The organism is Actinomadura rugatobispora, assembly GCF_055379765.1.
Window position 1 is genome coordinate 11,619,632 of the sequence record NZ_AP029191.1, and the last position, 25,999, is coordinate 11,645,630.

Below are 25,999 nucleotides of genomic sequence, written 5' to 3' on the forward strand. Positions count from 1 at the left end.
GGACGGTCCGCATGTACGGCCTGCTCGCCTGGACCTGGGTCCGGGCCGCCGCGCGGTACCCGGTGTCGATGCTGCTGCTCAGCCTGGCCACGGCCGCGGTCGGCGCCCTGGACCTGGCCGCGATCGTGCTGATGTTCTCCCGGACCCCGACGATCGCCGGCTTCTCGGCGGTCGAGGTGATCTTCCTGTACGGCACCTCGGCGCTGGCCTTCGCGCTGGGCGACGTGCTGCTCGGCACCACCGACCGGCTGGGCCGGCACATCCGCACGGGTTCGCTGGACCCGATGCTGGTGCGGCCGGTGAGCCCGCTGATCCAGATCGCCACCGAGGACTTCTCGCCGCGGCGGCTGGGCAAGCTGATCCCCGCGGTGGCCGTGCTGGCGCTGGTGCTGCCGCGGCTGGAGGCGCCCTGGGACGCCGGGCGGATCGCGATGGTCCCGGTGATGGTGCTGGCGGGCGCCGCCATCTTCGGCGGGCTGTGGGTGCTGACGGCCTCGGTGCAGTTCGTGATGATCGACGGGCACGCGGCCACCAAGTCGATCACCAACGGCGGCTCGTTCCTCACCCAGTACCCGATGAGCGTGTTCGCCCGCGACCTGGTGCGCGGGCTGACGTTCGTCGTGCCGCTGGCGTTCGTGAACTGGCAGCCGGCGCTGTACGTGCTGGACCGGCCCGACCCCGCGGGGCTGCCGGGGTGGCTGCGGTTCGCCTCGCCGGCGGTGGCCGTGGCGGTGTGCGCGGCGGCGGCGCTGGCCTGGCGGGCCGGGCTGCGCCGCTACCGCTCGACGGGGAGCTGACGGAGCCGGCGGAGCCGATGGGGCGACGGAGAGGTAGAGGGCGGGATGATCGAGGTCGAGGGCGTCTCCAAGGCATTCACCGTGCGCAGGCGCGAGGGGCGCCGGATCCGCCGCTCCCGGACGGCGGTGCGGGCCGTGCGCGAGGTGTCGTTCACCGTCGGGCGCGGGGAGTTCGTCGGCTACCTGGGGCCCAACGGCGCGGGGAAGTCGACCACGATCAAGATGCTGACCGGGATCCTCACCCCGTCCTCGGGCCGGGTGCGGGTGTGCGGGCTGGACCCGTCCCGGCAGCGCACCGCGCTGGCCCGGCGGATCGGCGTGGTCTTCGGGCAGCGCACCACGCTGTGGTGGGACCTGCCGCTGCGCGACAGCCTGGCCCTGATCCGCCGCCTGTACCGGGTGGAGCCGGTCGCGCACCGGACCCGGCTGGCCGAGCTGACCGCGCTGCTGGAGCTGGAGCCGTTCCTGGACACCCCGGTGCGCCAGCTGAGCCTGGGCCAGCGGATGCGCGGCGACCTGGCGGCGGCGCTGCTGCACGATCCCGAGCTGCTGGTGCTGGACGAGCCGACGATCGGCCTGGACGTGGTCAGCAAGGCGACGGTCCGCGAGTTCCTGGAGCGGCTCAACGCCGAGCGGGGCACCACGATCCTGCTCACCACGCACGACCTGGGCGACATCGAGCGGCTGTGCCGGCGCGTCCTGATCATCGATCACGGCCGGCTCGCCTACGACGGGGATCTGGACCGGCTGCGCGAGACCGTGGACGCCGACCGGGTGCTGGTGGTGGAGCTGGCCAGGCCGGGCCCGCCGGTGGCGCTCCCGGAGGTGGAGGTGGTGGCGGCCGAGGGGCCGCGGCAGTGGCTGCGGCTGCCCCGCACGGCCAACGCGGCGGCCGTCGTGGCGGCGCTGGCGGACCGGTACGAGGTGCGGGACATCGCGCTGCGGGACGCCGATATCGAAGAAGTGGTCGCCCGCCTCTACCGTGGAGATCATGCGTACGAGCGTCCCGGCCGCCCGGTGGCGCCGTGACGCCCGGCGGGGCCGGTCAGCGCCCGACGGCGGAGTAGTACGCCTCCGCGGCCTCCTCCTCGTCCTCGCGGTCGGCCCCCCAGCGGCGCGGCGCCCAGGTCGGCATCAGCAGCGCGAAGCCCATCATCGCGTAGATCCCCGAGCCCATCAGCATCCGCAGCCCGAAGTCGAGGTCTCCGGCCGGGGGCACCTTCCCGGGCAGGTCGAGCATCCCGCCGGGGTCGACGAGGAAGTAGACCGACAGGCCCAGCAGCGCCAGCGCGGGCACCAGCGACACCAGCGGCGACGCCCAGCGGGCCACGATGATCACTCCGGTGACCAGGCCCACCGCCGCGAGGAGGGCGAACGCGCCGTACATCCGGGTGCTGTCGGTGATCTCCTGTCCGGCCCCGTCGAAGGACTGCCCGGCCTGGACGTAGCCCCAGGCCGCGCCGTAGGCCAGCGCGGGGGTCAGCAGGACGCCGAGCAGGAATCCGAACGCATGGCGCACCGGGCATCACTTCCCATTCCACGAGCCCGCGCCCTGCCGCGCGGGCGTCCGTATGGCCCCCATCACAGCATGTGCGTCCCGTATAGCGCAGTAGTTCCGTCTGTATCACACCACATCGGGATGTTGAGGTCGATATCGCCGCAGGTCAGCACCCATTTCTGGCCAGTTTTGACAAGTAAACTCGGGGAACGCCTGAGACGTCCCATAGTTCAGGTTCATCCGGGTTGGCGATCACGATCGGGGAGCGGCATGGTCCGCGTTGACGAGCAGGCGGCGCAGCGGCGGGGGGAGGCGGCGGGTCCTGCCGCGCGGGACGCGCCCCTCACGCGGGTACTCGACCGCGGCACCGACGGGCTGGTGATCGCCTTCGCGCTGTGGACGCTGGTCTACCACCTCAGCCTGCCGCTCGACCCGCCCACCTGGGCGATGCTCGCCGTGTGGGCCGCCGCGACGGCGGCGGCGGGCCTCGCCTACGCCCGGTGGCGCCGCACGAGGAGCCGCACCGGGAGTCGCACGGAGACCGCCGCCGGCGTCGCGGGGCGCGAACTGTGGCGGGACGCGGCGGTGCGGACCTGGAGCGGGGCGCCGCGCCTGGCCGCCCCCGTCGCCGTGGTCGCCGGGATCGGCGCGGGCGTGTCGGCCGGGCTGCACGAGTTCGGCGTGCCGTGGTGGTGCACGTGGACGCTCGGCGCGGTCAGCGTGGCCGCGACCGCCGTCGGCGTGCTGCGCGCCCGCGCCGCGGCGCCCGCGTCCGGCGCCGACGGGCCGCCGCCCGCGGAGCACGGCCCGGGCCGGGACGGCGCCGTCCCGTCGGCGGAACGCTCCGGAGGCGGCTTCGGGGAGCGCTGGGGCTCGCTGATCGCGCTCGTCACCGCCGCCGGGTTCGCGGTGGCCTCCTGGTTCACGGTCAACCCCGACGGCGACGACGCCTACTTCGTGTCCCGCTCCGTGGCCACCGCCACCGAGGGCCGGATCCCCGTGCACGACGTCATCTTCAGCACCCACACCACCGGGCCGATCGCGGGCGAGCCGCCGGTGTCCTCGGTCGAGGTGCTCGCCGGATCGCTGGCACGCCTGGTGGGCATGCACCCCACCTCCTTCCTCTGGTACGTGGTGCTGCCCTCGGTGACCTTCGTCGCCGTCTGGGCGCTGTGGCGGCTGGTCCGCGGATGGGCGCCGCGCCGCGCGGCGGCCTGCTTCGGCGTCGCCGTGGTGTACCTGCTGTGGTCGGGGGTCGGGCAGGCCTCGCTGGGGTCGTTCCACCTGCTGCGGATGTGGCAGGGCAAGGCGATGATGGTCTCGATCATGGTGCCGCTGCTGTACGTCTACCTGACCCGGTGGGCGGAGCGGCGCACGGCGGGCGCGCTGGCGCTGGCGGCGGCGGCCGGGATCGCCGCGGTGGGGCTGTCGTCCTCGGCGACCATGGTGGTGCCGCTGGTCACCGCCGCGGTGGCCGGGCCGCTGGTGCTGAGCGGGCGCGTCCGCACCGGCGCCGCGGCGTGCGCGGCCATGCTGTACCCGCTGGGCGCGGGGCTCGCGGTGGTGCTGCTGCACGACGACATCAACGTGATCGGCCCGTTCACCGACGCGCCCGTAAGCTACTCGTGGGTCCTGCTGAGCGCGACGCTGGGCGTGGTGACCGGGTGCGCCCTGTGGCTCGGCTCGCTGACGGCGCGGCCGGGGGTCCCGGCCCTGATCGCGGCCGGGATCGCCGGGGTGGCCACCGTGCTGTTCCTGCCCGGCGTGCTGGCCCTCCTCGCCGACGCCACCGGCGCGGCGCAGGTGATGTGGCGGACGCTGTGGACGGTCCCGGCGCCGGCGCTGGTCGGGCTGCTGGCCGCGGTCCGCCCGCCCGCGCGGCTGCTGCCCGCCCGCTTGTCCTCGCCCAGGGCGCGCGGCCCGCTCGCCGCCGCCGTCCCGGTCGCGCTGTGCGCGGTGATGGTGGCCGGGGGCGTGCCGCTGTGGTCCAAGGAGAACGGGACGACCGTGGCGAAGCGCCCGTCCTGGAAGATCTCGGCGCGGGACCTGGCGACCGCGCGGGCCGTCCTGCGGGCGGAGGCGGCCCGCGGCGCGGACGGGCCGGCGGTGGCGCTGATGCCGAAGCAGTACATGCGCGTGATGCCGCTCCTGTCGACCACCGACCACGCCATCGACCCCAACAGCCACTACCTGAGGCTGGTGCCCGCGCCCCGCTCCTTCATCGACGACCGGCTGATGCTCTCGACGCTGGTGACCTCCCCGCGGGCCGCCGATCCGGCGGCGGGACAGGTGCGCGGCGCGCTGGGGCGGACCGGTGTCACGGTCGCCTGCGTGCGGCGGTCGGACCGGGACGGGCTGCGTCTGCTGGAGGCCGCGGGGTACGGCGACCGCTCCCGCGCGGGCAGTCTGACCTGCGTCTTTCCCGGACGGTCCTGATCCGCGGCCGCGGCCGAACCGGCCGCTGCCGACGCTGAGCCTGTTTTGAAGGCTTTTGTCGGGGCATCGGCGGTGCATCGTCCAGTCGCACCATCCGCGCTGGACCGTAAGCACTGGGAGGAGCAATGTCGACCGTCCTCATGGTCGTCCTCGCCGTAGTGATCATCGCTCTGCTGGCCGGGGCCGGGTACGCGCTGCGGGCCGGGGCCCGCACCCGGGGGCTCCGCCGGCGGTTCGGCCCCGAGTACGACCGTGCCGTGGAGCGCCACGGGAACCGGGGCGCCGCCGAGCACGAGCTGATGTCCCGCCGGCGGCGGCACGAGGAGCTGGAGCTGCACGATCTGGAGCCGCAGCGGCGCGAGCAGTACCGCCATCAGTGGGTCCTCGTCCAGGAGCGCTTCGTGGACGCCCCCGCCCCGGCCGTCGAGCAGGCCGACCGCCTGGTGACGACCGTCATGGGCGAGCGCGGATACCCGACCCGCGACTTCGACGACCGGGTCGAGCACCTGTCGGTGGAGCACGGCCGGACCCTCGACCACTACCGGCAGGGCCACGACATCAGCGCCCGCGCCTCCGAGCAGGGAGCCAGCACCGAGGACCTGCGGCAGGCCATGGTGCACTACCGGGTGCTCTTCGAGGACCTGCTGGCCGTCCCCGCAGGGGAACGTTCCGGAGGATCGGCCGTTCCCGGGCGGCACAACGGCGAGAAGGCCCAGGGGAGCTGACGAGAGATGACCATGCCCAACACACCCCCCGGCCCCGCAGGCAGGGCGACGGGCGACGACGTACGGGTCGCCGGGGCCGCTCCCGCGCGGCCCGCGCCCCCCTCCGAACTGGAGGACACCGCACCGGACCGGCCGACCGGGGCACCGGGCGAGCCCGTGACGGCGCCGGACCGGCCGGCCGCCGGAGCGGACCGCGCCGCGGCGGAACCGGACCTGACCGCCGCGGAAGACCAGGCCGCACGGAACCAGGCCGCGCGCCCGGCGGCGCCCCCGCCCCCGCCCGAGCCCGCCGCCGACCGCACCACCGACCAGGGCGCCGACCGGCTGCTGACCGCCGCCGCGGCCGACGCGTTCCGCCTGCGCCTGCGCGGGATCCAGGGCGACTTCGTCGACGATCCCGCCACGGCCGTGCGCGAGGCCGACGACCTGGCCGCCGAGATCGTCAACGCGGTCGGCCAGGCCCTCGCCGACCGCAAGCGCGCCCTGGAGGAGTCCGGTCGCGGGCGGGGCGAGGGCTCCCCCGACGGCGCGCCGGAGACCGCGCCCGGCACGGCGCCCGACACCGAGCGGCTGCGCCTGGCGCTGCACGACTACCGCGACTTCGTCAACCGCCTGCTCGGCCTCTGATCCCGTCCACCCGTCCGGGCGATTCCAGCGTTCCCGCTCCGGAAGGCCCGGCCGCTGTGTACCTTGTGCGGTCGCGGTGATCATCTAGAGGCGGAGGAACCGGAATGTCGTCGTGGGCCGAACTCGTCGCGGCGCTGGGCGCGGAGGAGCCGGAGGCCGTGCGGCCGCTGTTGCGCCGCGTCGCCGAGCGCGAGCCCGAACGCGCGGGCGACGCCGTCGACCTGGTGCACCGGGCCGCGCAGGACCGCTGCCGGGCCGGGCGCCCCGGGGAGGCCAGGGCGCTGTTCGAGCTGACCGTCGAGTTCGGCGGGGCGGTGCGGGCCGGGTGGGCCCGGATCGGGCTGGCCTCGCTGGCGGCCGACGAGGGCGACCTGCCCGAGGCCGAGCGGCTCGCGCTGGCCGCCACCGCCAGCGGCGATCCGGAGCTCACCGGGGTGGCCTGGGACCACCTCCGCACCCTGCGGCTGCGCCGGGACGACACCGCCGGCGCGGCCGCGGCCGCCCGGCTGGCCATGGACGCGGGGCATCCGGAGAGCGCCGCCGCCGCGTCCGCCTGGCTGGACGCGGCGTTCGGCGGGCCGTCCGCCTCCGGCGGCCCCGCCCGCTGAAGGCCCGCCCGCCGACCTGGGAGTTCCGTGCCGATGAGCCTTCGGGGTGGCCCGAGGCGCCGCCGGGGTGAATACTGAACGTCATTCGGTAGGCGCACGAACCGGAGGATCCACGTGTCCGACTTCACGATGACCATCGGCGGGCGGGCCGTGACCGCGCCGCGCACGTTCGGCGTGGTCAACCCGGCCACCGGAGAGGTGGCCGAGCAGGCGCCCGACGCCTCGCGCGAGCAGCTCGACGAGGCGATGACCGCGGCCCGCGACGCGCTGCCCGAGTGGCGGCGGGACGAGACCGCGCGCCGCAAGGCCCTCCAGGCCGCGGCCGACCTCCTGTTCGCCAAGTCCGAGGAGATCGGCCGCGTCCTCACGCTGGAGCAGGGCAAGCCGCTGCAGGACGCCACCATGGAGGTCGTCGGCGCCGGGGTCTGGCTCAAGTACTACGCCGACCTCGAGGTGCCCCGCGAGGTGATCCAGGACGACGACAACGCGCTGGTCGAGGTGGTCCGCCGCCCGATGGGCGTGGTCGCCGCGATCACCCCGTGGAACTACCCGCTGCTGCTGGCGGTCTGGAAGATCGCCCCGGCGCTGCTGGCCGGCAACACGCTGGTGCTCAAGCCGTCCCCCTTCACCCCGCTGTCCAGCCTGAAGCTGGGCGAGGCACTGCGGGACGTGCTGCCGCCCGGGGTGCTCAACGTGGTCACCGGCGGCGACGACCTGGGCGCCTGGATGACCGGGCACGAGATCCCGCGCAAGATCAGCTTCACCGGCAGCGTGGCCACCGGCAAGCGGGTGGCCGCGGCCGCCGCGCCCGACCTCAAGCGGGTGACGCTGGAACTGGGCGGCAACGACCCGGCGATCCTCCTCGACGACGCCGACCCGGCGGCGGTGGCCGACAAGGTGTTCGGCGCCGCGTTCATGAACAACGGGCAGGTCTGCTCGGCGATCAAGCGGGTGTACGTCCCCGAGGCCCTGTACGGCGACGTGGTCGACGCGCTGGCCGCCAAGGCGTCGGCGGCCAAGGTCGGCGACGGCCTGACCGAGGGCGTGGAGTACGGGCCGATCAACAACCGGCCGCAGTTCGAGCGGGTGAGCGAGCTGGTCGCCGACGCGATCGCGGGCGGCGCCCGGGCCGCGGCCGGCGGCAAGGCCGTCGACGGGCCCGGCTACTTCTTCGAGCCGACCATCCTCGCCGACGTCGCCGACGGCGCCCGGATCGTCGACGAGGAGCAGTTCGGCCCGGCCCTGCCGGTCATCAAGTACACCGACCTGGACGAGGCGCTGGCCCGCGCCAACGGCACCCACTTCGGGCTGTCCGGCTCGGTCTGGAGCGCCGACGCCGACCGCGCCGCCGAGGTCGCCGCGCAACTGGAGTGCGGCACCGCCTGGGTCAACACCCACCTGGCGCTGGCCCCGCACCAGCCGTTCGGCGGCTTCAAGTGGAGCGGCGTCGGCGTGGAGAACGGCCCGTGGGGCCTGTACGGCTTCACCGAGATCCAGGTGATCCACCGCTCCAAGCACTGAGCGCCGGGCCGCGCTCCGCGGCGCTCCCGGGCGGCCGCCCCCGCACGGATCCCCCGATGATCCGTGCGGGGGCGGCCGCCCGTATTCATGGTGCGGAAGGTCACGACTTCGAGTCCGGAAAGTGATAGCGCCACGACTGGTGGACGACCATGAAAATGGGACACTCTCTGCTCGGGGGCCGCAATCGCCACATCCCCGACCGCGGAGGGCGCCGGATGCACACCTGGGACGTCATGCGCCAGGACGACAATGGCAACCAGGTCCACATGGCCTCGCACGACTCCCGGATCTCGGCCCTGGCCCAGGTCCTGGCGATGGAGAGCGGTGTCCCGCACAAGCAGACCTACTGGGTGGCGGGTCCGTCCTCGCCGACCGTCCGCACCAACCGGGAGCTGTACCTGCACTTCCTGCAGCTCGGCCAGGAGGCGCGGGCGGCGTCGTGGTCGCTGTCGGCGTTCCTGCGCGCGCTGTGGAAGGTGAGCGGCCCGCTGAGCCGTCGCGAGCGGCTCCAGTCCGACGACGTGGCGGCGATGTTCTCGGCGGCGGCCGCGGTGCCGCCCGCCGACTACCGCCCGGCCTGGAGCACCCGGGACCTGTCGCTGCCGGGTGACGAGCCGGCCGGGTACGCCGACTGGGAACGGGTGATCCTCTCCCAGCTCGCCGACCTGGAGGACTTCCTGGCCCACCCGCCGGGGCCGCAGGCCCGCTTCGGCGTGGACGCGCCGCGCCCGCCCGGCACGGGCCGCCGCGCGACCCCGCGGCGCTGGTACAACTTCGACCCGGCCACGTACCTGGAGTGCGCCGTGGCGGGGAGCCTGGGCGGCTGGGACGCCGGTGACGGCGCCCGGGTGCCGCTGCCCGCCGCCGACGGCGCGCCGCCCGCCCGCTCGTACGTGCGCGAGATCACCACCATGACCTGGGGCGACCTCGCCCGGATCGCGGTGTGCGGCCAGATGTACGAGTGACCCCGCCTCCCGCGCGCGGACCGGGTGTTCTGTCGGTGGCGGGTGCGAGACTGGCCCGGTGAGAGAAGTCAGGATGGAGGACCGCGGCGGCTGGCGGCTGGCGCAGGCGCGCCCGCATCCGGCGCTGCGCCCGTTCCTGGCCTCCTACGACGGCTACTGGGAGGACACCGTCGTCCCCAGCCGCATGCGCACCCTGCCCGGCCGGCACGCCGTCGTGATCATCAGTCTGGGCACGCCGCTCCGCCTCACCGTGCCGGGCGCCGGGTCCGGGCACTACGGCACGTTCGTCTCGGGCCTGTACGACGCGCACGGCTCCTACGAGCATCCCGGCGGCCAGCGCGGCGTCCAGCTCGACCTCACCCCGCTGGGCGCCTACACCCTGCTCGGGGTTCCGATGGCGCTGCTCACCAACATCGCGGTCGAGCTGGCCGACCTGATCGGCCCCGCCGCCGGCGAGCTGGTGGAGCGGCTCGCCGGGGAGCCGGGCTGGCCCGAACGCTTCGACCTTCTCGACCGGTTCCTGCTGCACCGGCTGGAGATCGGCCCCTCCCCCGCCGCCGAGGTCGTCCGGGCCTGGCAGGTGCTGGAGGCCACCGGCGGAATGGCGCCGGTGGCCGAGCTGGCGGGCGAGGTCGGGTGGAGCCGCAGGCATCTCACCCACCGCTTCAAGGAGCAGGTCGGCCTGCCGCCCAAGGTGATGGCCCGGGTGCTGCGCTTCCAGCGGGCGCTGGACCTGCTGGCCGGCGGCGACCCCGGCTGGGCCGGCGTCGCCGCCCGCTGCGGCTTCTACGACCAGGCCCATCTCAACCGCGAGTTCCGCGCGCTGGCGGGCTGCACCCCGACCGAGCTGCTGACCCAGCTGCGGCCCCAGCCCCTCGACGTCGGCGCCGACCTCGTCCCGGCCCCGGCCTGACGCCTCCGCGTGAACGCCCTGGCATGGCCGCCCTGGCCGACCGCCGCGGCGGTCCGTCTCCGGCCGGGGGTGGACGGGGCCGGTCCCGGGGTATCGATCCAGGTATGCCGCGTCTGATCCTGCTCGGTGTCGGAGCGGCGCGGTCGCCCCGGTTCGCCCCGGCGGGCCTGCTCGTCGAGTACGGCCACACCCGGGTGGGGATCGACGGCGGCGCGGGCTCCGAACCGCCCGAGAACGTACACGCCTGGCTCGTCCGCGACGGCGGCGCGCACCCCGGCCTGCACCGGATCGCCGAGGAGACGGGCATGCGCCCGCCCGCCGTGGCGCCCTTCCGGCACGGTCCGCTGCACGTCGATCCGCTCCCGGCGGGCGGCGGGGTCTACGGCTACCGGATCGTCGCCGGCCACCGCACCGCCGTCTGGGCGCCGGAGTTCGCCGCGTTCCCCGGCTGGGCGGAGCGAGCCGACCTGGCGTTCGCCGGGACCGGGCCCGACCTCGGCGCGACCGCGGCGGCCGCCCGGCGGCTGGAGGTGCGGCGGCTGGTGTTCGTGCTCCTGGACGAACCGGTGTTCGCGGCCCTGGACGCCGGAGAGGATCCGCCGTTCGGTGAATGGGGCGAGGAAGGCGGGCAATACCGGATGTGAGCCGGGCACGGGTCCGGCGTCCCCCCGGAGGTGCCCCATGATCGTCGCCGGACTCGCCGCCCTCGTCGCGGGCGGCGTGCTCGCGCTCACCGCCGACGGCTCGCTCGGCGGGGTCGACCTCACCGCCGCGGGCGCCGCCGTCATGGTCGCCGGCGCCGTGCTGCTCGTCGCGGGCCTGCTGCGGCTGCGCCGGGCGTCGCGGCGGGCCGTCGCGCGGGGGCCGGGGGCCGCGCCGGCGCCCTACCGCACCGGCAAGGGCAAGATCTTCGCCATGATCGCGGTGGTCGTCTACATCGTGTCGCCGATCGACCTGGTCCCCGACGTGTTCCTGCCGGTCGGGGTGGTGGACGACGCCGGCGCGCTGCTGTGGCTGGTGCTCGCCGCCGGGCAGGAGATGGCGCGGCGGCGGGCCCGGCCGCTCGAGGACGGCTGACCGCCCCGGGGCGCCCGGGACGGCGTCACCCCGCGGCGATGGCCTCGAAGACCTTCATGTCGGCGTCCCAGGGGGTGCCGGGCCGCGGCCAGTGCAGCGCGATCTCGTCGAAACCCAGTTCCCCGTAGCGGCCGGCCAGGTCGGCGAACGCCCCGGGCGACTCCAGCCACGGCTCGTCGGTGAACCCGGTCAGGAACAGCGGGCGGATCTCGCCGAAGTCCCGGCCCTCGGCCTCGCACGCCGCGCGCAGCCCGGCGAGCTGCTCCCGGACGACGTCCAGCGGGGCGGCGCCGTCGCGGCGGCCGTTGGTGACCCAGCCGGAGCCGTACCGGGCGGCCAGCCGCAGCCCCCTGGGGCCGTTGGCGGCGATCACGAACGGCACCCGCGGCCGCTGCACGCAGCCGGGCCCGGTGACGACCTCGCGGGCGGAGTAGTACTCGCCCTCCGCCGTGGTCTCCGGCCCGGTCAGGAGCCGGTCGAGGAGCCCCACCCACTCGGCGAAGCGGGCGGCGCGCTCGCGCGGCGTCCACTCCTGGCCGCCGAGGATGCCGCCGTCGGAGGTCCGGTTGACGCCACCGGAGCCGATGCCGAGCGTGAGCCGCCCGCCGCTGACGTGGTCGATGGTCTTGGCCGCGTGCGCGGTCGGCACGGGATGCCGGAAGTTGGGCGAGGTGACCAGCGTGCCCAGCCGGACCCGGGAGGTCACCGCGGCCGCGGCGGCCAGGGTGGTGTACGCGTCGTACCAGGGCGTGGCGCCCCGCCAGGCGGTGTGGTCGTACACCCACGCGGTCGTGAAGCCGAGGTCCTCGGCGCGGCGCCACTCGTCGCCCGCCTCGGGCCACGACCGCTCCGGCCACATCACGGTGCTGATCTTCATGCGCCCATCCCATCACCCGGCGGGCGCCTGATCCACTCGCGCAGCGCCCACCACCAGTGCACCGTGTGCGCGACCGCGCCGGCCGGGGGCGCGGCGGGCGCGAGGGTGCCGCCGGTCAGCTCGTGGAAGCGCCGCAGCCGGTACTTGACGGTGTTGCCGTGGACGTGCAGCGCGGCGGCCGTGGGCTCGATGCGGCCGCCGTGGTCGAGGAAGGCCAGCGCGGTCTCGGCCAGCTCGCGGTGGAACGGGTCGACGGGGTCCAGCCCGTCCAGCAGGCGGGCGGCCAGCAGCCGTCCCAGCTCCGCCTCGCCCTCGGCGGCGGTGACCAGCGCGAGGTCGGCGAGGGGCCGCAGCCCGGTCAGCCCGGACGCGGCCCCGGCGCGCAGCGCGCGGCGGCCCAGCCGGTAGAGCGGCGCGACCGCGGCGGGGCGGACGGCGGGCGAGGCCACCAGGAGCGGATGGCCCGTCCCCTGGGGGCGGGCGAGGCCGCGCAGCAGCGCCGGATCGGGCAGCCGGGCGACCAGGCCGGCCAGCCGGCCGTCCACCAGCCCGCACAGGGCCGGTCCCGCCGAGGTCAGCACCCCCTCCAGCCGCCCCGCGACGGCGGGATCGCTGATGTCGGACACCACGCAGTGGTACGTCCCGCCCGGTTCGAGCGGCGCCGGGACGGCCGCGGGCTCCCCGTGCAGCAGCTGCCGCAGCGCCTGGAGGCGGCCCTCGCGGGCGGTGCGGGCCATCTCCAGCTCGGTGATCCGGTGCGCGTGGACCATCCGGTGGACCAGCGCGGTGGTGATCGCGTCGATGCGGGTGACGCCGTCCAGCAGCGCCTCGGCGGGGACCCGCAGCCGCCGGCCCTCCTCGATCAGCGCGCCGACCAGGTGGGCGCGGCCGGCCTGGAAGCCGTCCAGGAACGCGGCGACCGGCACGCCCTGCCGGGCCCGGTCGGAGCCGAGCCGCTCGGCGGCGGCCAGCACCTCCTCGCCGGGCTCGCCGCCCCCCTCCAGCGCGGCCCGCACGCCCTGGACCAGGGCGCGGGTGTGGCGCCGGGTCTCCTCCTCGGGCAGCGCCGCGACCAGCTCGGACCTGCCGCGGGCGGCGCGCACCGTGGACTCCAGCAGCTCGGGGTCGTCGGTGCGGGCGGCCAGCAGCCGGAGGAAGCCCTCGACGTCCGCCATCGCCCCTCCGCCACGGTTGTCCCGCGCGGACAACCACCGCCACGCCCCTTGACCCCGACCAGCCTAGACGAGCCCGCCCCGGGTGGGGTTCGGTGTGGTCAGGCGAGCCGGTGGCACGACTAGCCGGCCCGCTCCCCGAGCCAGCCACCGTGGACCCGCGCCCGAGCCCGCCCGGGGCTCGTCCCGAAGGAGCCGCCCCATGTCCGACGACGAGAAGTTCCTCGACAAGCTCGCGACCGACCTGATCTTCCGGCTGCCGCCGACGTTCGAGACCGTGGAGGAGGAGCGGCGGCACCGCAAGGAGCGGCTGGCCGCGGCGCTGCGCGTCTTCGGCAAGTTCGGCTTCGAGGAGGGCGTGGCCGGCCACATCACCGCCCGCGACCCCGAGCACACCGACCACTTCTGGGTGAACCCGTTCGGGATGTCGTTCAAGCACATCAAGGTCAGCGACCTGATCCTGGTCAACCACCAGGGGCAGGTCGTCGAGGGCCGCTATCCGGTGAACGAGGCGGCCTTCGCCATCCACTCGCAGGTGCACCAGGCCCGTCCCGACGTGGTGGCCGCCGCGCACAGCCACTCCACCCACGGCCGGGCGATCTCGGCGCTCGGGCAGAGGCTCGAGCCGATCACCCAGGACGTGTGCGCGTTCTACCAGGACCACGGGCTGTTCGACGACTACACCGGCGTGGTGACCGACCTGGAGGAGGGCAAGCGCATCGCGGCGGCCCTCGGCGACCACAAGGCCGTCATCCTGCGCAACCACGGCCTGCTCACCGTCGGCGACTCGGTGGACGCGGCCGCCTGGTGGTTCATCACCATGGAGCGCTCGTGCCAGGTGCAGCTGCTGGCCAAGGCGGCCGGCCAGGTGGTGCCGATCGAGCACGAGAACGCGGCGCTGACCCACCAGCAGATCGGCAACGACCTGGTCGGGTGGATCAACTACCAGCCGCTGTTCGACCAGATCACCCGCGAGCAGCCCGACCTGTTCGACTGACCGGCCGATCGGCCGCGGCACCGGGCAGGGCCGGGCCGTACGCGGCCGCGGGCGGTCTCAGGTCAGGCCCGCGCCCGCGTACAGCCCGGTCAGCCGTTCGGCGGTCGCCGTCACGGCCTTGGCAAGGTCGGGCAGGCGCTCGTCGGTGAAGCGCACCGCGGGCCCCTGCAGCGTCACGGCGGCGACCGCCTGCCCGGCCGGGCCGCGGATCGGCGCGGCCAGCGCCCGCACGCCGACGATGCGCTCCTCGTCGTTGGTGGCGTACCCGCGGCGCCGGATGCGGCCGAGCTCGGCGTCCAGCCCGGCCCGCGTGGTGATCGTCGCGGGGGTGAAGCGGCGGTACGGCTCGGCCATGGACACCCGCGCGTCGTCGTAGGCCAGCAGCGCCTTGCCCATCGCGCACACGTGGATCGGGTTGCGCGCGCCGGGCTCCTGGTCGTACCGCAGCGGGTGCACCGAGGGGATCTGCACCAGCACGGCCACCTCGTCGCCGACGCGCACGCCCAGGCTGACCGCCTCGCCGGTCTCGTCGCGCAGCGCGGTCAGCTCGGGCTGCATGAGCGTGGTGCCCATGCGCTCCAGCGCGAGCCGTCCGAGGATGGCGGTGGCGGGGCCGAGAAAGTAGCGGTCGGTGCGCGGGTCGCGGCCCAGCATGCCGGCGGCGTGCAGGGCGCGGACGATGCGGTGCGCGGTGCTGACGGTCAGGCCCAGCCGGTGCGCGATCTGCGTGGGCGTCTGCTGCGGCGCGCTCTCGAACGAGCGGAGCACGGCGATCGCCCGGTCCACCGCCTGCGTGCCCGGCCGGGCGGACGCCGCGCCCGCCGCCTCGCCCCCGGTTCCCCCGTTCCCGCCGGGGACCTCCGTCATGTGCCCGCGCCGGCGTCGTGGTCGCCGGGGCGCTCCACCTCGGCCCACAGGCTGGGCAGGTTGACCACGATGCCCTCCTGCGTGCTGCGCGCGATGACCACGACCGCCTCCTCGTCGGCGGAGGGGTTCTCCTCCCGGTGCGGGACGTAGGGCGGCACGAAGATGTAGTCGCCCGGCTCGGTCTTCACCCGCACCTCGCGGTCGCCCTCGGCGAACACGAACACCGGGTGCCCGGAGACGATGTAGATCGCGGTCTCGGCCTCGCCGTGGTGGTGGTCGCCGGAGTTGGTGGCGGGGCCGACATGGGTGCGGCCCATCCAGAGCCGCGCGGAGCCGACGGTCGTGCCGGAGATCGCCTCGAAGCGCCGCATCCCCGAGGTCTGCGCGGTGTAGGAGCCCAGCTCGCCGCCGCGGACGTGCTCGATCCGCCCGTGCCAGGCCGCCGTGCCCGCCGTGCGCGCCCCGCGCGCCGGCTCCGAGGTCCAGGTGTCGTCGGTCACGGTCCGATTCTCGCATTCTCTAGTATCTTGACCTTATTAGTAGAGATTACTACAATGCGGCACATCGACACCGCGATATGGGAGGGCCGGTTATGACGGTCGAGTTCATCGGGATGATCCGGACGGCGGACGCGTCCGAAATCCGGCCGCCCCGGGGACCGGAGATCGATCCCGGCTACACCCGCGAGTTCGCCCGGGCGCACGAGGAGGCCGGATTCGACCGCGTGCTGATCGGCTACCACTCCTGGGACGCCGACGGCTTCTCGGTCGCCTCGTACGCCGCCGCGCACACCGATCGGCTCGGCCTGCTGCTGGCCCACCGCCCCGGCTTCGTCTCGCCCACCCTGGCCGCGCGCAAGCTGGCCACCCTCGACCGGTTCACCGGCGGGCGGCTGGCGCTGCACGTGATCAGCGGCGCCAGCGACACCGAGCAGCGCCGCGACGGCGACTACGCGGGCAAGCCGGAGCGGTACCGCCGCACCGACGAGTACCTGGAGATCGTCCGGCGGGTGTGGGCCGCGGAGGGGCCGATCGACCACGGGGGCGAGTTCTACCGCTTCGAGGGCGCGCACTCCAAGGTCAAGCCGGTGCGCGGGCGGCTGCCGATCTACTTCGGCGGCTCCTCCGCGGACGCCTACCGGGTCGGCGGCCGGCACGCCGACGTGTACGCGCTGTGGGGCGAGCCGCTGGCCGAGACCGCCGAGCAGATCGCCTCGGTGCGCGCCTCGGCGGCGGCCCACGGGCGCGACCCCGGCGAGCTGGGCATCTCGGTGTCGTTCCGGCCGATCCTGGGCCGTACCGACGAGGAGGCCTGGGAGCGGGCGCACGGCATCCTCGCCACCATCGAGGGCCGGACCTCGCCGACCGGCCGCGACGGGGCGATGCTGTCGGGCTACCCCGCCGACGAGCGCGGCGTCGGGTCGCACCGGCTGCTGGCCGCGGCGGACAAGAGCGAGCGGCACGACCGCGCGCTGTGGACGGCCACGGCGCGGGCGACCGGCGCGGCGGGCAACTCCACGGCCCTGGTCGGCAGCCCGGAGACCGTGGCCCAGGCGCTGCTGGACTACATCGACATCGGCGTGACCACGATCCTGATCCGCGGCTACGAGCCGCTGGAGGACGCGGTGGACTACGGCCGCCGGCTGCTGCCCCTGGTGCGCTCCGAGCTCGCCGCGCGCGAGGCGTCCCGTCCCGGCGACTCCCGCAACGACCCCCTGCAGAGCACCGGGGCAGGGGCCGGGTCCGAGACCGCCGCCCGGTGAGCGCGCCGGCCGCACCGACCAGGGAGAGGAAGCAGATGCGCAACCGGCGACAGGCCCTCACCGCCGCGCTCGGCGCGTCCGTGCTCGCGCTCGCCGCCGCCGCGTGCGGGACGGGCCCGGCCGGCGCGACGGACGGGGCGTCCGGCGGTGTCACCCTCCGGGTGGGCGACCAGACCGGCATCACGCAGTCGCGGCTGGAGGCGGCCGGGCTCCTGGACGACCTGCCGTACAAGATCCAGTGGTCCCGCTTCCCCGCCGCGCTGCACCTGCACGAGGCGCTGCGCGCCGGGGCCGTCGACATCGGCGGCGCCGCCGACTCGCCGACCGTCGCCGCCATCGCCGGCGGCTCGAAGATCAAGGCGGTGGCGGCCTGGAGCAACGGCGGCACCGGCACCTACATCCTGGTGCCCAAGGACAGCCCCGTCCGGAGCGTGGCCGACCTGAGGGGCAAGCGGGTCTCCCCCAGCACCAAGGGCAGCGTCGCCCACTACCTGCTGCTCGGGGCGCTCAAGCAGGCCGGTGTGGGCGCGCACGAGGTGCAGCTCAACTACCTCGCCCCCGCCGACGCCAGCGCCGCGTTCTCCACCGGGCGCCTGGACGCCTGGGTGACCTGGGGCGTCTTCGCGGCGCGCACGCGCGGGCAGCTCGGCGCGCGGGTGCTGCTCGACGGCCGGGGCATCAACGCGGGCCTGTACGTGCTCAGCGCGACCGACACCGCCCTCGGCGACGGCCGCAAGGTGAAGGCGATGGCCGACTTCGCCGAACGCGTCGACAAGGGCTACGCCTGGGGCAGGCAGAACCCCGGGCCGTTCACCAGGTGGTTCGCCGAGTTCGCCGGGCAGCCGGAGTCGGTGGCGGCCCAGGTGCAGCCGGAGGAGGCCAAGTACCGGCGGCTGGCGATGGACGACGCGTTCGCCGGGCAGCTGCAGCGGACCCACGACACCTGGGTGACGGCGGGCGTGGTCAGCGGCCGCCGCGACCTCGGGCCCTACGTCTACCGGAACCTGGCGGCGGCACCGTGAGCACGTCGATCGCGTTGCCCCGCACGTTCCCGTACAGGACGGTCTCCTGGCTCGCGCCGGTGTGCGTGCTGGCGCTCTGGGAGGCCCTGGCCCGCGGCGGAGTCCTGCCCACGCAGGTGCTGCCGGCACCCAGCACCGTCGCGGCCACCGCCACCGAGCTCACCGCCAACGGGGAACTGCCCCGGCACCTGCTGGCCAGCCTGCGCCGCGCGGCGTCCGGCTTCGCCATCGGCACCTCGGCCGGGCTCGCGCTGGGCGTGGCGGTCGGGCTGTCGCGGGTGGCCGAGGCGCTGGTGGACCGCAGCGTCCAGATGGTCCGCGCCATCCCCTTCCTGGCCGTGCTGCCGCTGGTCATCGTGTGGTTCGGGGTGGGCGAGTCCGGCAAGATCTTCCTGATCGCGCTGGGCACCGCGTTCCCGCTCTACCTCAACACCGTGCTGGGCATCCGGCAGATCGACCCCAGGCTGCTGGAGATGAGCCGGGTCGTGGGGCAGGGCCGGCTGGAACGGGTCCGCTGGGTGATCCTGCCCGGCGCGCTGCCCTCCATCCTGGGCGGGCTGCGGCTCTCGCTCACCCACGCCTGGCTGGCCCTGGTCATCGCGGAGACCATCGGCGCCACCGCCGGGATCGGCTTCATGGCGACCAACGCCCGCGAGTTCCTGCAGGTCGACGTGATCGTGCTGGTGGTGGTGCTGTACGCGGTCATCGGCATCGCCTGCGACCTGCTCGCCCGGCTCCTGGAACGGCGGCTGCTGAGCTGGCACGCCACCTACGCCGGCCTCAGCGCCTGACCCCGCCCGCCGCCGCCCCAGCACCCCGTCGCCCTCCGCCGCCCCGTTCCGTGCCCCGTCCCCTGGAGTTGACCCACATTGATCGAACATCCCCGCGTCACCCGCCGGACCGTGCTGACGGCCACCGGGCTCGGCGCGCTGGCCGCGCTGACCGGCTGCGGTTCCGCGGACGGCGGGACGGGCGGCGGCTCGGCGAGCACGGTACGGCTCACGCACGGCAACATCTCCGTCCCCAAGATCCGCGGCGTGCTGGACCGCACGCTCAGGTCCCAGGGCATCACGGTGAAGTGGATCGGCCCCTTCCCCAACCACGCCCCCACCCTGCAGGCGGTGGCCACCGGCACCGCCGACTTCAGCTTCGGCGGCAGCAGCACCCCCGCCGACCAGGCCATCCTCTCCGGCGCCGACCTGGTGTACGTGGCGTGGGCGACCACCGAGCCGCGCACCACCGCCGTCCTGGCCCGGACCGGCTCGGGCATCGCGAAGGTCGCCGACCTCGCGGGCCGCACGGTCGCCGTCAACAAGGCCGGACTGGGCGAGTTCCTGCTGGTCGCGGCGCTGGAGAAGTACAAGGTGCCGCGGGACCGGGTGAAGGTGCTGTACATGAACCCGCCGGAGGCCGCGGCCGCGTTCGCCTCCGGGAAGATCGACGCCTGGTCGATCTGGGAGGGCTTCCGGGAGATCGCGGAGATCAGGCACGGCGCCAGGGCGATCTTCGTGGAGGGCGACGAGCTGGAGCGGCAGATCGACTTCCGGTCGTTCCTGGTGCGGCGCGAGTACGCCGAGAAGCACCCCGACACGGTCCGGGCCGTCATCAAGGCGTTCCAGGTCGAGCAGCAGTGGCAGAACGACCACTTCAAGGAGGGCATCGAGCTGGGCAACGACGTGTCCAAGTATCCGCCGGAGGTGGTCGCGCAGATCGTCCGGCACCGCACCCGGCAGAACCTCACGCTGATGAACGACGAGGGGATCCGGCAGCTCCAGTGGGGCGCCGACTGGCTCACCGAGCGCAGGATCCTCTCCGGGAAGATCGACATCGCCGAGCACACGGTGAAGCTGTGATGGCCGGCGACACGCTCACCGCCCCGCCCGCCCGGCGGCCCGTCCAGCCGCCCGTCCAGGTCGACGGGCTGGTGCGGGCGTTCGGGGCGCGGACCGTGCTGGACGGCCTCGACCTGTCCATCGGCCGCGGCGAGTTCGTGGCGCTCATCGGCAAGAGCGGCTGCGGCAAGACCACCCTGCTGCGGCTGCTGGCCGGGATCGACCGTCCCGACGGCGGCGCGCTGCGCGTCCCGGAGCGGCGGATGGTGGTGTTCCAGGAGCACCGGCTGCTGCCCTGGCGGCGCGTCTGGCGCAACGTCGCGATCGGCCTGCGCGACCGCGACGCGCGCGGGGCGGCCGAGGAGGCGCTGGAGGAGGTCGGCCTGGCCTCGCACGTGAACGCCTGGCCGCGCACGCTGTCGGGCGGCGAGGCCCAGCGCGTCGCGCTCGCCCGGGCGCTGGTCCGCGACCCGGAGCTGCTGCTGCTGGACGAGCCGTTCGCCGCCCTCGACGCGCTGACCCGGATCAAGATGCACACCCTGGTCCGCCGCCTGGTCGACCGGCACCGGCCCGCCGTGCTGCTGGTCACCCATGACGTGGACGAGGCGATCCTGCTGGCCGAGCGGGTGGTGACCATGCGGGACGGCCGGCTGGCCGCCGAGCACGCGATCACCGCGCCGCGCGGCGGCGGCCGCCAGGACCCGGAGTTCCAGCGGCTGCGCGCCACCCTCCTGGCCGAGCTGGGCGTGACCGAGGACACGGGCTCCGAGGGCGGCGAGGCGGCCGGTGCCGGGGAGGGCGGCGCGTGACCCGCCCCGGCGGGCGGGCCGCGCTCGAGGCGCGGGCCGACGTGCTGGTCGTCGGCGGCGGCCTGGCGGCGACGTGGACGGCGCTGTCGGCGGCTCGGGAGGGCGGCTCGGTCATCCTTGTCGACAAGGGCTACTGCGGCACGAGCGGGGTCACCGCGACGGCCGGGGTCACACACTGGTTCGTCCCTCCGGGCCGTTGGCGGCGCGCCGTCGCCGAGCGCCAGGAGGGCGCCGCGGGCCTGTCCGATCCCGAATGGGCGCTGCGCGTCCTGCGCACCACCTGGCAGCGCCTCCCGGACCTGGACGGCCGCTACCCCTTCCCCAAGGGACCCGACGGCGCCCCCGACCGCGCCCAGAACGTCCGGGGCCCCGAGTACCTGCGCGCCATGCGCGGCCTGGCGCGACGCTCGGGCGTGCGGATCCTCGACCACCACCCCGCCCTGGAGCTGCTGGTCCGCGACGACGGCTCGGTGGCGGGCGCCGCGGGCGTGCGGCGCCGGGAGGGCGGGCGCTGGCGGATCCGCGCGGGCGCGGTGGTCCTCGCCACCGGAGGCACCACGTTCCGGTCCCACCTGCTGGGCTCGCGCGGGAACACCGGGGACGGCCACCTGATGGCGGCCGAGGCCGGGGCTGCCCTCAGCGGGATGGAATTCTCCAACTACTACACGCTCGCGCCGGCCTACTCCACGATGGCCCGTTCGATGTCGTACATGTTCGGCACCTACGTCGACGCCGACGGCGCGGAGATCGAGCTGCCCGCCGGACAGCACGGGCGGATGCGGGCGCTGGGCCGGGCCATGCAGCGCGGCCCGGTCCGGGCCCGGCTCGACCGCGCCCCCGACGAGGTCCGCCGCGTCATCCACCTGGTCCAGCCGAACTTCCTGCTGCCGTTCGCGCCGCGCGGCATCGACCCGTTCACCGACCTGTTCGAGGTGACCCTGCTCGGCGAGGGGACCGTCCGCGGGACGGGCGGCATCGCGGTGACGGGCGCCGGCTGCTCGGCGGGCGTCCCGGGCCTGTTCGCCGCCGGGGACGTGGCATCCCGGGAGCACATCGTGGGGGCGGTGTCGGGCGGCGGCTCCCCCAACTCGGCGTGGGCGGTGTCGTCCGGGACATGGGCGGGCGCGGCGGCCGTGCGGCACGCCCGCTCAGGACCGCACGGCGGCCCGGCCCGCCCGGCGGGCCGCGCCGGTCTGCGCCCGGCCAGGGCCACCGCAGCCGTGGACGCGGACGCGATCACGGACCTGGTGCGGGAGGAGCTCAACGCCTACGGCAAGAACATGTTCCGCAGCGAGGCGGGCCTGCGCGCGTCCGCCGGCCTCCTCGACTCGGCGTGGCGCGAGATCGGCGACCACCTGGCGGCCGCGCCGGGGCCCGGGGCCGAGCGCGCCGCCGTGCGGGCGCGCGAGACGGCGGCGCTGGTCGCGATGGGCCGGTGGGTGAAGGCCGCGGCCCTGCACCGGCGGGAGTCGCGCGGCATGCACTGGCGGGTGGACGCGCCGGGCGCCGACCCGGCCCGCGCCCACCGCGTCGCCGTCGGCGGCCTGGCGGAAGTCAGGACCCGCCCGCTTCCGGTGGGGCCGTCATGATCGAGCTGGTGCTCGCCGACCGCTGCGTCGGGTGCGATCTGTGCGTGCGGGTGTGCCCGACCGACGTGTTCGACACCGGGCCCGGCGGCGTCCCGGTGATCGCGCGGCAGGCCGACTGCCAGACCTGCTTCATGTGCAAGCTCTACTGCCCGGCGGACACGCTGTACGTGGACCCCGACTGCCGTCGTCCCGTCGCGGCGCGTGAGGAGGAGATCGCCGGCACCGACTGGCCGGGGCAGTACCGGCGCGACTCCGGGTGGGGCCGCCACCGCCGCGCCCATCCCAACGAGAGCTGGCGGATGGGCGAGATCTTCGCGACCGCGTACCGGCTGCTCGGCGAGGCCCCGCCGCATCCCGGCCCGCCGCGTCCGGGCGATCATGGCGGGGACGTCGCGGAGGAGGAGACCTCATGAAGTGGTCCACGACGACCTCGCACTGGGGTGCGTACCAGGTCGCCACCGGAACCGATGGAGCGCTGCTGGTGCGGCCGCATCCGGAGGACCCGGCTCCCTCGCCGCTGCTGGGGAACGTGGCGGCGGCGGCCCGGCACCGCACCCGCGTGGCGGCGCCCGCCGTCCGGCGCGGCTGGCTGGAGAACGGCCCGGGCCCCTCCGACCGGCGCGGCCGCGAGGAGTTCGTCGAGGTCGGCTGGGATCAGGCGCTGGACCTGGTGGCGGGCGAGCTGGACCGGGTGCGGCGCGAGCACGGCAACGAGGCGGTCTACGGCGGCTCCTACGGCTGGTCCAGCGCCGGGCGGTTCCACCACGCGCAGAGCCAGCTGCACCGCTTCCTCAACATCATCGGCGGTTACACCTCCTCCCGGAACTCCTACAGCCTGGGCACCTCGCTGGTGCTGCTGCCGCACCTGGTCGGCGACGCCGGAGCGGTGCTGCGGCGCGGCTCGAGCTGGCCGTCGATCCTGGCGAACACCCGGCTGCTGGTCGCCTTCGGCGGGCTGCCCGCCAAGAACGTCGCGGTCACCCCCGGCGGCGTCACCCGGCACGCCTCCTCGGCCGCGCTGGAGTCGCTCGGCGCCGCCGGAGTCGAGGTGGCACTGGTCAGCCCGCTGCGCGACGACGCGCCCACGAGCGCGGCGGCACGCTGGTACCCGATCCGGCCGGGGACCGACGCCGCGCTGATGCTCGGGCTCGCGCACACGCTGCTGGCGGAGGGCCTGCACGACCGGGCGTTCCTCGACCGGTACTGCTCCGGCTTCGAGGACTTCGAGAAGTACCTGCGCGGGGCCTCCGACGGCACGCCCAAGGACGCCCGCTGGGCGGCCGCGATCTGCGACGTCCCCGCGCACGCGATCGTCGGGCTGGCCAGGAGGATGGCCGCGACGCGCACGCTCGTCACCGTGACCTGGTCGCTGCAGCGGATCGAGCACGGCGAGCAGCCAGTGTGGGCCGGGCTGGCGCTGGCGGCGATGCTCGGCCAGATCGGCCTGCCCGGCGGCGGGTTCGGGCACGGCTACGGCTCCATCGGCGACGTCGGCGACCACGGCCCCGACCTGCGGCTCCCCCATCTCCCCCAGGGCGAGAACCCGGTCGCGACCTTCATCCCGGTCGCGCGGGTGGCGGACATGCTGCTGCGTCCGGGCGAAACCTACGACTACGACGGGCTGCGCCTGACCTACCCGGACGTCCGGCTGGTGTACTGGGCGGGCGGCAACCCGTTCCACCACCACCAGGACCTCGGGCGCCTGCGCCGCGCGTTCGGCCGGCCCGCCACGGTGGTGGTGCACGAGCCGTACTGGACGGCCGCGGCCCGGCACGCCGACATCGTCCTTCCCGTGACGACCACGCTGGAGCGCGACGACATCGGCGGCGGGCGGCGCGACACCCACCTGATCGCGATGCGGCGCGCCGCCGCGCCCTTCGGCCTGGCCCGCGACGACCACGCGATCCTCGCGGGGCTGGCGCGGCGGCTGGGCGGGGGCGCGGCCGAGGCGTTCACCGAGGGCCGCACCGTCCGGCAGTGGCTGGAGCACCTGTACGAGACCTGGCGGGAGGACCTGGTCGCGCGGGGGCACGACGTCCCCGGGTTCGCCGCGTTCTGGGAGGCCGGCGAGTACGTCCTGCCGTCCGGCCCGGAGCACCGCACGCTGTTCGCGGACTTCCGCGCCGACCCCGAGGGCCGTCCGCTCGACACCTCCAGCGGCCGCATCCAGCTCATCTCCGAGGTCATCGCGGCCTTCGGGTACGCCGACTGCCCGGGCCACCCGGCGTGGCTGCCGCCGCGCCGCCGCCCCACCGGCCGCCACCCCCTGCACCTGATCGCCAACCAGCCCGCCACCCGGCTGCACGGCCAGCTCGACCCCGGCGCCACCAGCCGGGACTCCAAGGTCTCCGGACGGGAGCCGATCCGGATCCATCCCGCCGACGCCCGCGCCCGCGGCATCGCCGACGGCGACGTGGTCCGGGTGTTCAACGACCTCGGGGCCTGCCTGGCGGGCGCGCGGCTCAGCGACGCGCTGCGGCCCGGCGTCGTCCAGCTCGCCACCGGCGCCTGGTACGACCCCGCCGACGACCTCGGCGGCCTGTGCGTGCACGGCAACCCGAACGTCCTCACCGCCGACGCCCCGACCTCCGTGCTGTCGCAGGGGTGCAGCGGGCAGCACGCGTTCGTCCAGGTCGAACGCCACATCGGCCCGCTCCCGCCGCTCCGCCACACCGCACCGCCGCCCATCGTCAGGAGACCGCGATGACCCTGCCCGCCGAGACGACCGCCCCCGCCGCCCCGGGCGCCTCCGCCGCGTTCGAGGACGCGCTCGCCGGGATCGCCGACCGGGCCGCGGAGCACGACCGCGACGCCTCGTTCCCGTTCGAGGCGTTCGAGGCGCTGCACCGGGCCGGGACGCTGAACCTGACCGTGCCCGCCGAACTGGGCGGCGGCGGCGCCGACCTGCCCGAGGCGATCCGGGTCGTCCGCGCCGTCGGGGCGGCCGACCCGTCGGTCGCGCTCGTCCTGGCCATGCACCTGATCAACCACGCGGCGCTGCGGCACCCGGACAACGCCTGGCCGCCCGGCGTCCGCGCCGAGGTGCAGCGCAGCTCCCTGGAGGGGGTCGCGCTGATCAACGGGCTGCGGGTGGAGCCCGACCTGGGCACCCCCGCCCGCGGCGGCCTGCCCGGCACCGTCGCCGAGCGGACCGGCGACGGCTGGACGCTGCGCGGCCACAAGATCTACTCCACCGGGATCCCCGGGCTGCGCTGGCTGCTGGTCTGGGCCCGCACCGCGGGCGACGAGCCGTCCGCCGGATCGTTCCTGGTCCCGGCGGGCACGCCCGGCTACCGCGTCGAGCCGACCTGGGACCACCTGGGCATGCGCGCCACCCGCAGCGACGACGTGATCCTGGAGGGCGTCACCGTGCCCGCCGGCCACGCCGTCGAGCTGGCGCCCGCGACCGGCCGCCCGTCCCGCCCGGCGCCCTGGGTCGCCTTCTGGAACGCGCTGCTGATCACGGCGATCTACGACGGCGTCGCCCGCGCCGCCCGCGACTGGCTGGTCGGCTACCTCAACGAGCGCGCCCCGTCCAACCTCGGAAGGCCGCTGGCGACGCTGCCGCGCTTCCAGACCGCGGTCGGCCGCGTCGAGGGGCTGCTGCTGGCCAACGACGCCCTGCTGACCGCGCCCGACACCGCGCGGGCCGGGCTGATCAAGCACACCGTCACCGGGAACGCCATGCAGGCCGTCGAGCTGGCGCTCTCCCTGACCGGCAACCCCGGGCTGTCCCGCCGCAACCCGCTGGAACGGCACTACCGCAACGTGCTGTGCAGCCGGATCCACACGCCGCAGGACGACACCATCCTCCTCGACGCCGGGAGCACCGCCCTGACCCCCTGAAGAAGCCCTGAGACGGCACTGAGACGGACCCGGCGCGCACCCGGCCCCGGGACGTGCGA

The 25,999-nt window shown here is 75.3% G+C and carries 26 protein-coding genes; 21 read left to right on the plus strand and 5 right to left on the minus strand.

What is annotated here, in order from left to right; genetic code table 11:
- The first annotated feature begins 11 nt into the window (after positions 1 to 11).
- Both ACZ466_RS52075 and ACZ466_RS52080 read left to right on the plus strand, forming a co-directional pair.
- Entirely contained in the window at positions 12 to 797 is a 786-nt protein-coding gene (locus ACZ466_RS52075; protein WP_378290531.1) for an ABC transporter permease, read from the plus strand.
- 45 nt (positions 798 to 842) lie between these two features.
- Positions 843 to 1,826: an ABC transporter ATP-binding protein gene (locus ACZ466_RS52080; protein ID WP_378290527.1), complete on the plus strand. Its 984-nt coding sequence runs from the start codon at positions 843 to 845 to the stop codon at positions 1,824 to 1,826.
- Positions 1,827 to 1,842: 16 nt separating this feature from the next.
- Here ACZ466_RS52080 and ACZ466_RS52085 read toward each other — a convergent pair whose 3' ends face one another.
- Complete coding sequence (locus ACZ466_RS52085) at positions 1,843 to 2,316, minus strand: hypothetical protein (protein ID WP_378290529.1); 474 nt, start codon at positions 2,314 to 2,316, stop codon at positions 1,843 to 1,845.
- A 249-nt stretch (positions 2,317 to 2,565) separates the two neighbouring features.
- Here ACZ466_RS52085 and ACZ466_RS52090 point away from each other — a divergent pair, with 249 nt between their 5' ends.
- From ACZ466_RS52090 to ACZ466_RS52130, 9 genes are all read left to right on the plus strand, one after another.
- Positions 2,566 to 4,731 carry a DUF6077 domain-containing protein gene (locus tag ACZ466_RS52090; protein ID WP_464042296.1) on the plus strand — a complete coding sequence of 722 codons (2,166 nt, stop codon included), beginning with the start codon at positions 2,566 to 2,568 and terminating at the stop codon, positions 4,729 to 4,731.
- A 125-nt stretch (positions 4,732 to 4,856) separates the two neighbouring features.
- Entirely contained in the window at positions 4,857 to 5,456 is a 600-nt protein-coding gene (locus tag ACZ466_RS52095) for a hypothetical protein (protein WP_378289641.1), read from the plus strand.
- A 12-nt stretch (positions 5,457 to 5,468) separates the two neighbouring features.
- The gene (locus tag ACZ466_RS52100; RefSeq protein WP_378289643.1) at positions 5,469 to 6,083 is read left to right on the plus strand and encodes a hypothetical protein; all 615 of its coding nucleotides are present in this window, start codon (positions 5,469 to 5,471) and stop codon (positions 6,081 to 6,083) included.
- A gap of 104 nt (positions 6,084 to 6,187) precedes the next feature.
- Positions 6,188 to 6,691 carry a hypothetical protein gene (locus tag ACZ466_RS52105; protein ID WP_378289645.1) on the plus strand — a complete coding sequence of 168 codons (504 nt, stop codon included), beginning with the start codon at positions 6,188 to 6,190 and terminating at the stop codon, positions 6,689 to 6,691.
- Between the two features lie 114 nt (positions 6,692 to 6,805).
- A complete protein-coding gene (locus ACZ466_RS52110) occupies positions 6,806 to 8,212 on the plus strand; it encodes an aldehyde dehydrogenase family protein (protein ID WP_378289647.1) in 1,407 nt (468 codons plus the stop codon).
- Between the two features lie 215 nt (positions 8,213 to 8,427).
- On the plus strand, positions 8,428 to 9,177 hold the full coding sequence (locus ACZ466_RS52115) for a hypothetical protein (protein ID WP_464042299.1): 750 nt from the start codon (positions 8,428 to 8,430) through the stop codon (positions 9,175 to 9,177).
- Positions 9,178 to 9,235: 58 nt separating this feature from the next.
- Complete coding sequence (locus tag ACZ466_RS52120; protein WP_378289651.1) at positions 9,236 to 10,090, plus strand: helix-turn-helix domain-containing protein; 855 nt, start codon at positions 9,236 to 9,238, stop codon at positions 10,088 to 10,090.
- Positions 10,091 to 10,194: 104 nt separating this feature from the next.
- Complete coding sequence (locus ACZ466_RS52125) at positions 10,195 to 10,734, plus strand: hypothetical protein (protein ID WP_378289653.1); 540 nt, start codon at positions 10,195 to 10,197, stop codon at positions 10,732 to 10,734.
- Between the two features lie 37 nt (positions 10,735 to 10,771).
- Entirely contained in the window at positions 10,772 to 11,167 is a 396-nt protein-coding gene (locus tag ACZ466_RS52130; RefSeq protein ID WP_378289655.1) for a YkvA family protein, read from the plus strand.
- Between the two features lie 25 nt (positions 11,168 to 11,192).
- On the opposite strand, the gene ACZ466_RS52135 is transcribed toward ACZ466_RS52130, so the two are convergent.
- Both ACZ466_RS52135 and ACZ466_RS52140 read right to left on the minus strand, forming a co-directional pair.
- The gene (locus ACZ466_RS52135) at positions 11,193 to 12,044 is read right to left on the minus strand and encodes an LLM class flavin-dependent oxidoreductase (protein ID WP_378289657.1); all 852 of its coding nucleotides are present in this window, start codon (positions 12,042 to 12,044) and stop codon (positions 11,193 to 11,195) included.
- The gene (locus tag ACZ466_RS52140; protein ID WP_378289659.1) at positions 12,041 to 13,219 is read right to left on the minus strand and encodes a helix-turn-helix domain-containing protein; all 1,179 of its coding nucleotides are present in this window, start codon (positions 13,217 to 13,219) and stop codon (positions 12,041 to 12,043) included. Before ACZ466_RS52140 ends, ACZ466_RS52135 begins: the two co-directional genes overlap by 4 nt.
- Positions 13,220 to 13,418: 199 nt before the next feature.
- Here ACZ466_RS52140 and ACZ466_RS52145 point away from each other — a divergent pair, with 199 nt between their 5' ends.
- Positions 13,419 to 14,213 (plus strand): class II aldolase/adducin family protein, encoded by a 795-nt coding sequence (locus ACZ466_RS52145; RefSeq protein ID WP_378289661.1) that lies wholly within the window; start codon positions 13,419 to 13,421, stop codon positions 14,211 to 14,213.
- A gap of 57 nt (positions 14,214 to 14,270) precedes the next feature.
- Here the strand turns inward: ACZ466_RS52145 and ACZ466_RS52150 are convergent, their stop codons facing one another.
- Together ACZ466_RS52150 and ACZ466_RS52155 are read right to left on the minus strand one after the other, a co-directional pair.
- The gene (locus ACZ466_RS52150) at positions 14,271 to 15,080 is read right to left on the minus strand and encodes an IclR family transcriptional regulator (RefSeq protein ID WP_378289664.1); all 810 of its coding nucleotides are present in this window, start codon (positions 15,078 to 15,080) and stop codon (positions 14,271 to 14,273) included.
- On the minus strand, positions 15,077 to 15,580 hold the full coding sequence (locus ACZ466_RS52155; protein WP_378289666.1) for a cupin domain-containing protein: 504 nt from the start codon (positions 15,578 to 15,580) through the stop codon (positions 15,077 to 15,079). The genes ACZ466_RS52150 and ACZ466_RS52155 overlap by 4 nt, the downstream gene beginning before the upstream one ends.
- Before the next feature lie 92 nt (positions 15,581 to 15,672).
- Here ACZ466_RS52155 and ACZ466_RS52160 point away from each other — a divergent pair, with 92 nt between their 5' ends.
- The 9 genes from ACZ466_RS52160 (at position 15,673) to ACZ466_RS52200 (ending at position 25,940) form a co-directional block, all read left to right on the plus strand.
- Positions 15,673 to 16,842 (plus strand): LLM class flavin-dependent oxidoreductase, encoded by a 1,170-nt coding sequence (locus ACZ466_RS52160; RefSeq protein ID WP_378289668.1) that lies wholly within the window; start codon positions 15,673 to 15,675, stop codon positions 16,840 to 16,842.
- A gap of 35 nt (positions 16,843 to 16,877) precedes the next feature.
- On the plus strand, positions 16,878 to 17,864 hold the full coding sequence (locus tag ACZ466_RS52165) for an ABC transporter substrate-binding protein (protein WP_378289671.1): 987 nt from the start codon (positions 16,878 to 16,880) through the stop codon (positions 17,862 to 17,864).
- Entirely contained in the window at positions 17,861 to 18,655 is a 795-nt protein-coding gene (locus ACZ466_RS52170; RefSeq protein ID WP_378289673.1) for an ABC transporter permease, read from the plus strand. The genes ACZ466_RS52165 and ACZ466_RS52170 overlap by 4 nt, the downstream gene beginning before the upstream one ends.
- A gap of 78 nt (positions 18,656 to 18,733) precedes the next feature.
- Entirely contained in the window at positions 18,734 to 19,717 is a 984-nt protein-coding gene (locus ACZ466_RS52175) for an NrtA/SsuA/CpmA family ABC transporter substrate-binding protein (RefSeq protein ID WP_378289675.1), read from the plus strand.
- Positions 19,717 to 20,505: an ABC transporter ATP-binding protein gene (locus ACZ466_RS52180; RefSeq protein ID WP_378289678.1), complete on the plus strand. Its 789-nt coding sequence runs from the start codon at positions 19,717 to 19,719 to the stop codon at positions 20,503 to 20,505. The genes ACZ466_RS52175 and ACZ466_RS52180 overlap by 1 nt, the downstream gene beginning before the upstream one ends.
- Entirely contained in the window at positions 20,502 to 22,094 is a 1,593-nt protein-coding gene (locus ACZ466_RS52185; protein WP_378289680.1) for an FAD-binding protein, read from the plus strand. Before ACZ466_RS52180 ends, ACZ466_RS52185 begins: the two co-directional genes overlap by 4 nt.
- Positions 22,091 to 22,507 carry a 4Fe-4S binding protein gene (locus ACZ466_RS52190; protein WP_378289682.1) on the plus strand — a complete coding sequence of 139 codons (417 nt, stop codon included), beginning with the start codon at positions 22,091 to 22,093 and terminating at the stop codon, positions 22,505 to 22,507. Before ACZ466_RS52185 ends, ACZ466_RS52190 begins: the two co-directional genes overlap by 4 nt.
- Positions 22,504 to 24,801, plus strand: coding sequence for a molybdopterin-dependent oxidoreductase (locus ACZ466_RS52195; RefSeq protein WP_378289684.1), 2,298 nt, complete (start codon positions 22,504 to 22,506; stop codon positions 24,799 to 24,801). The genes ACZ466_RS52190 and ACZ466_RS52195 overlap by 4 nt, the downstream gene beginning before the upstream one ends.
- Entirely contained in the window at positions 24,798 to 25,940 is a 1,143-nt protein-coding gene (locus tag ACZ466_RS52200) for an acyl-CoA dehydrogenase family protein (RefSeq protein ID WP_378289686.1), read from the plus strand. The genes ACZ466_RS52195 and ACZ466_RS52200 overlap by 4 nt, the downstream gene beginning before the upstream one ends.
- The last annotated feature ends 59 nt before the right edge of the window (positions 25,941 to 25,999 follow it).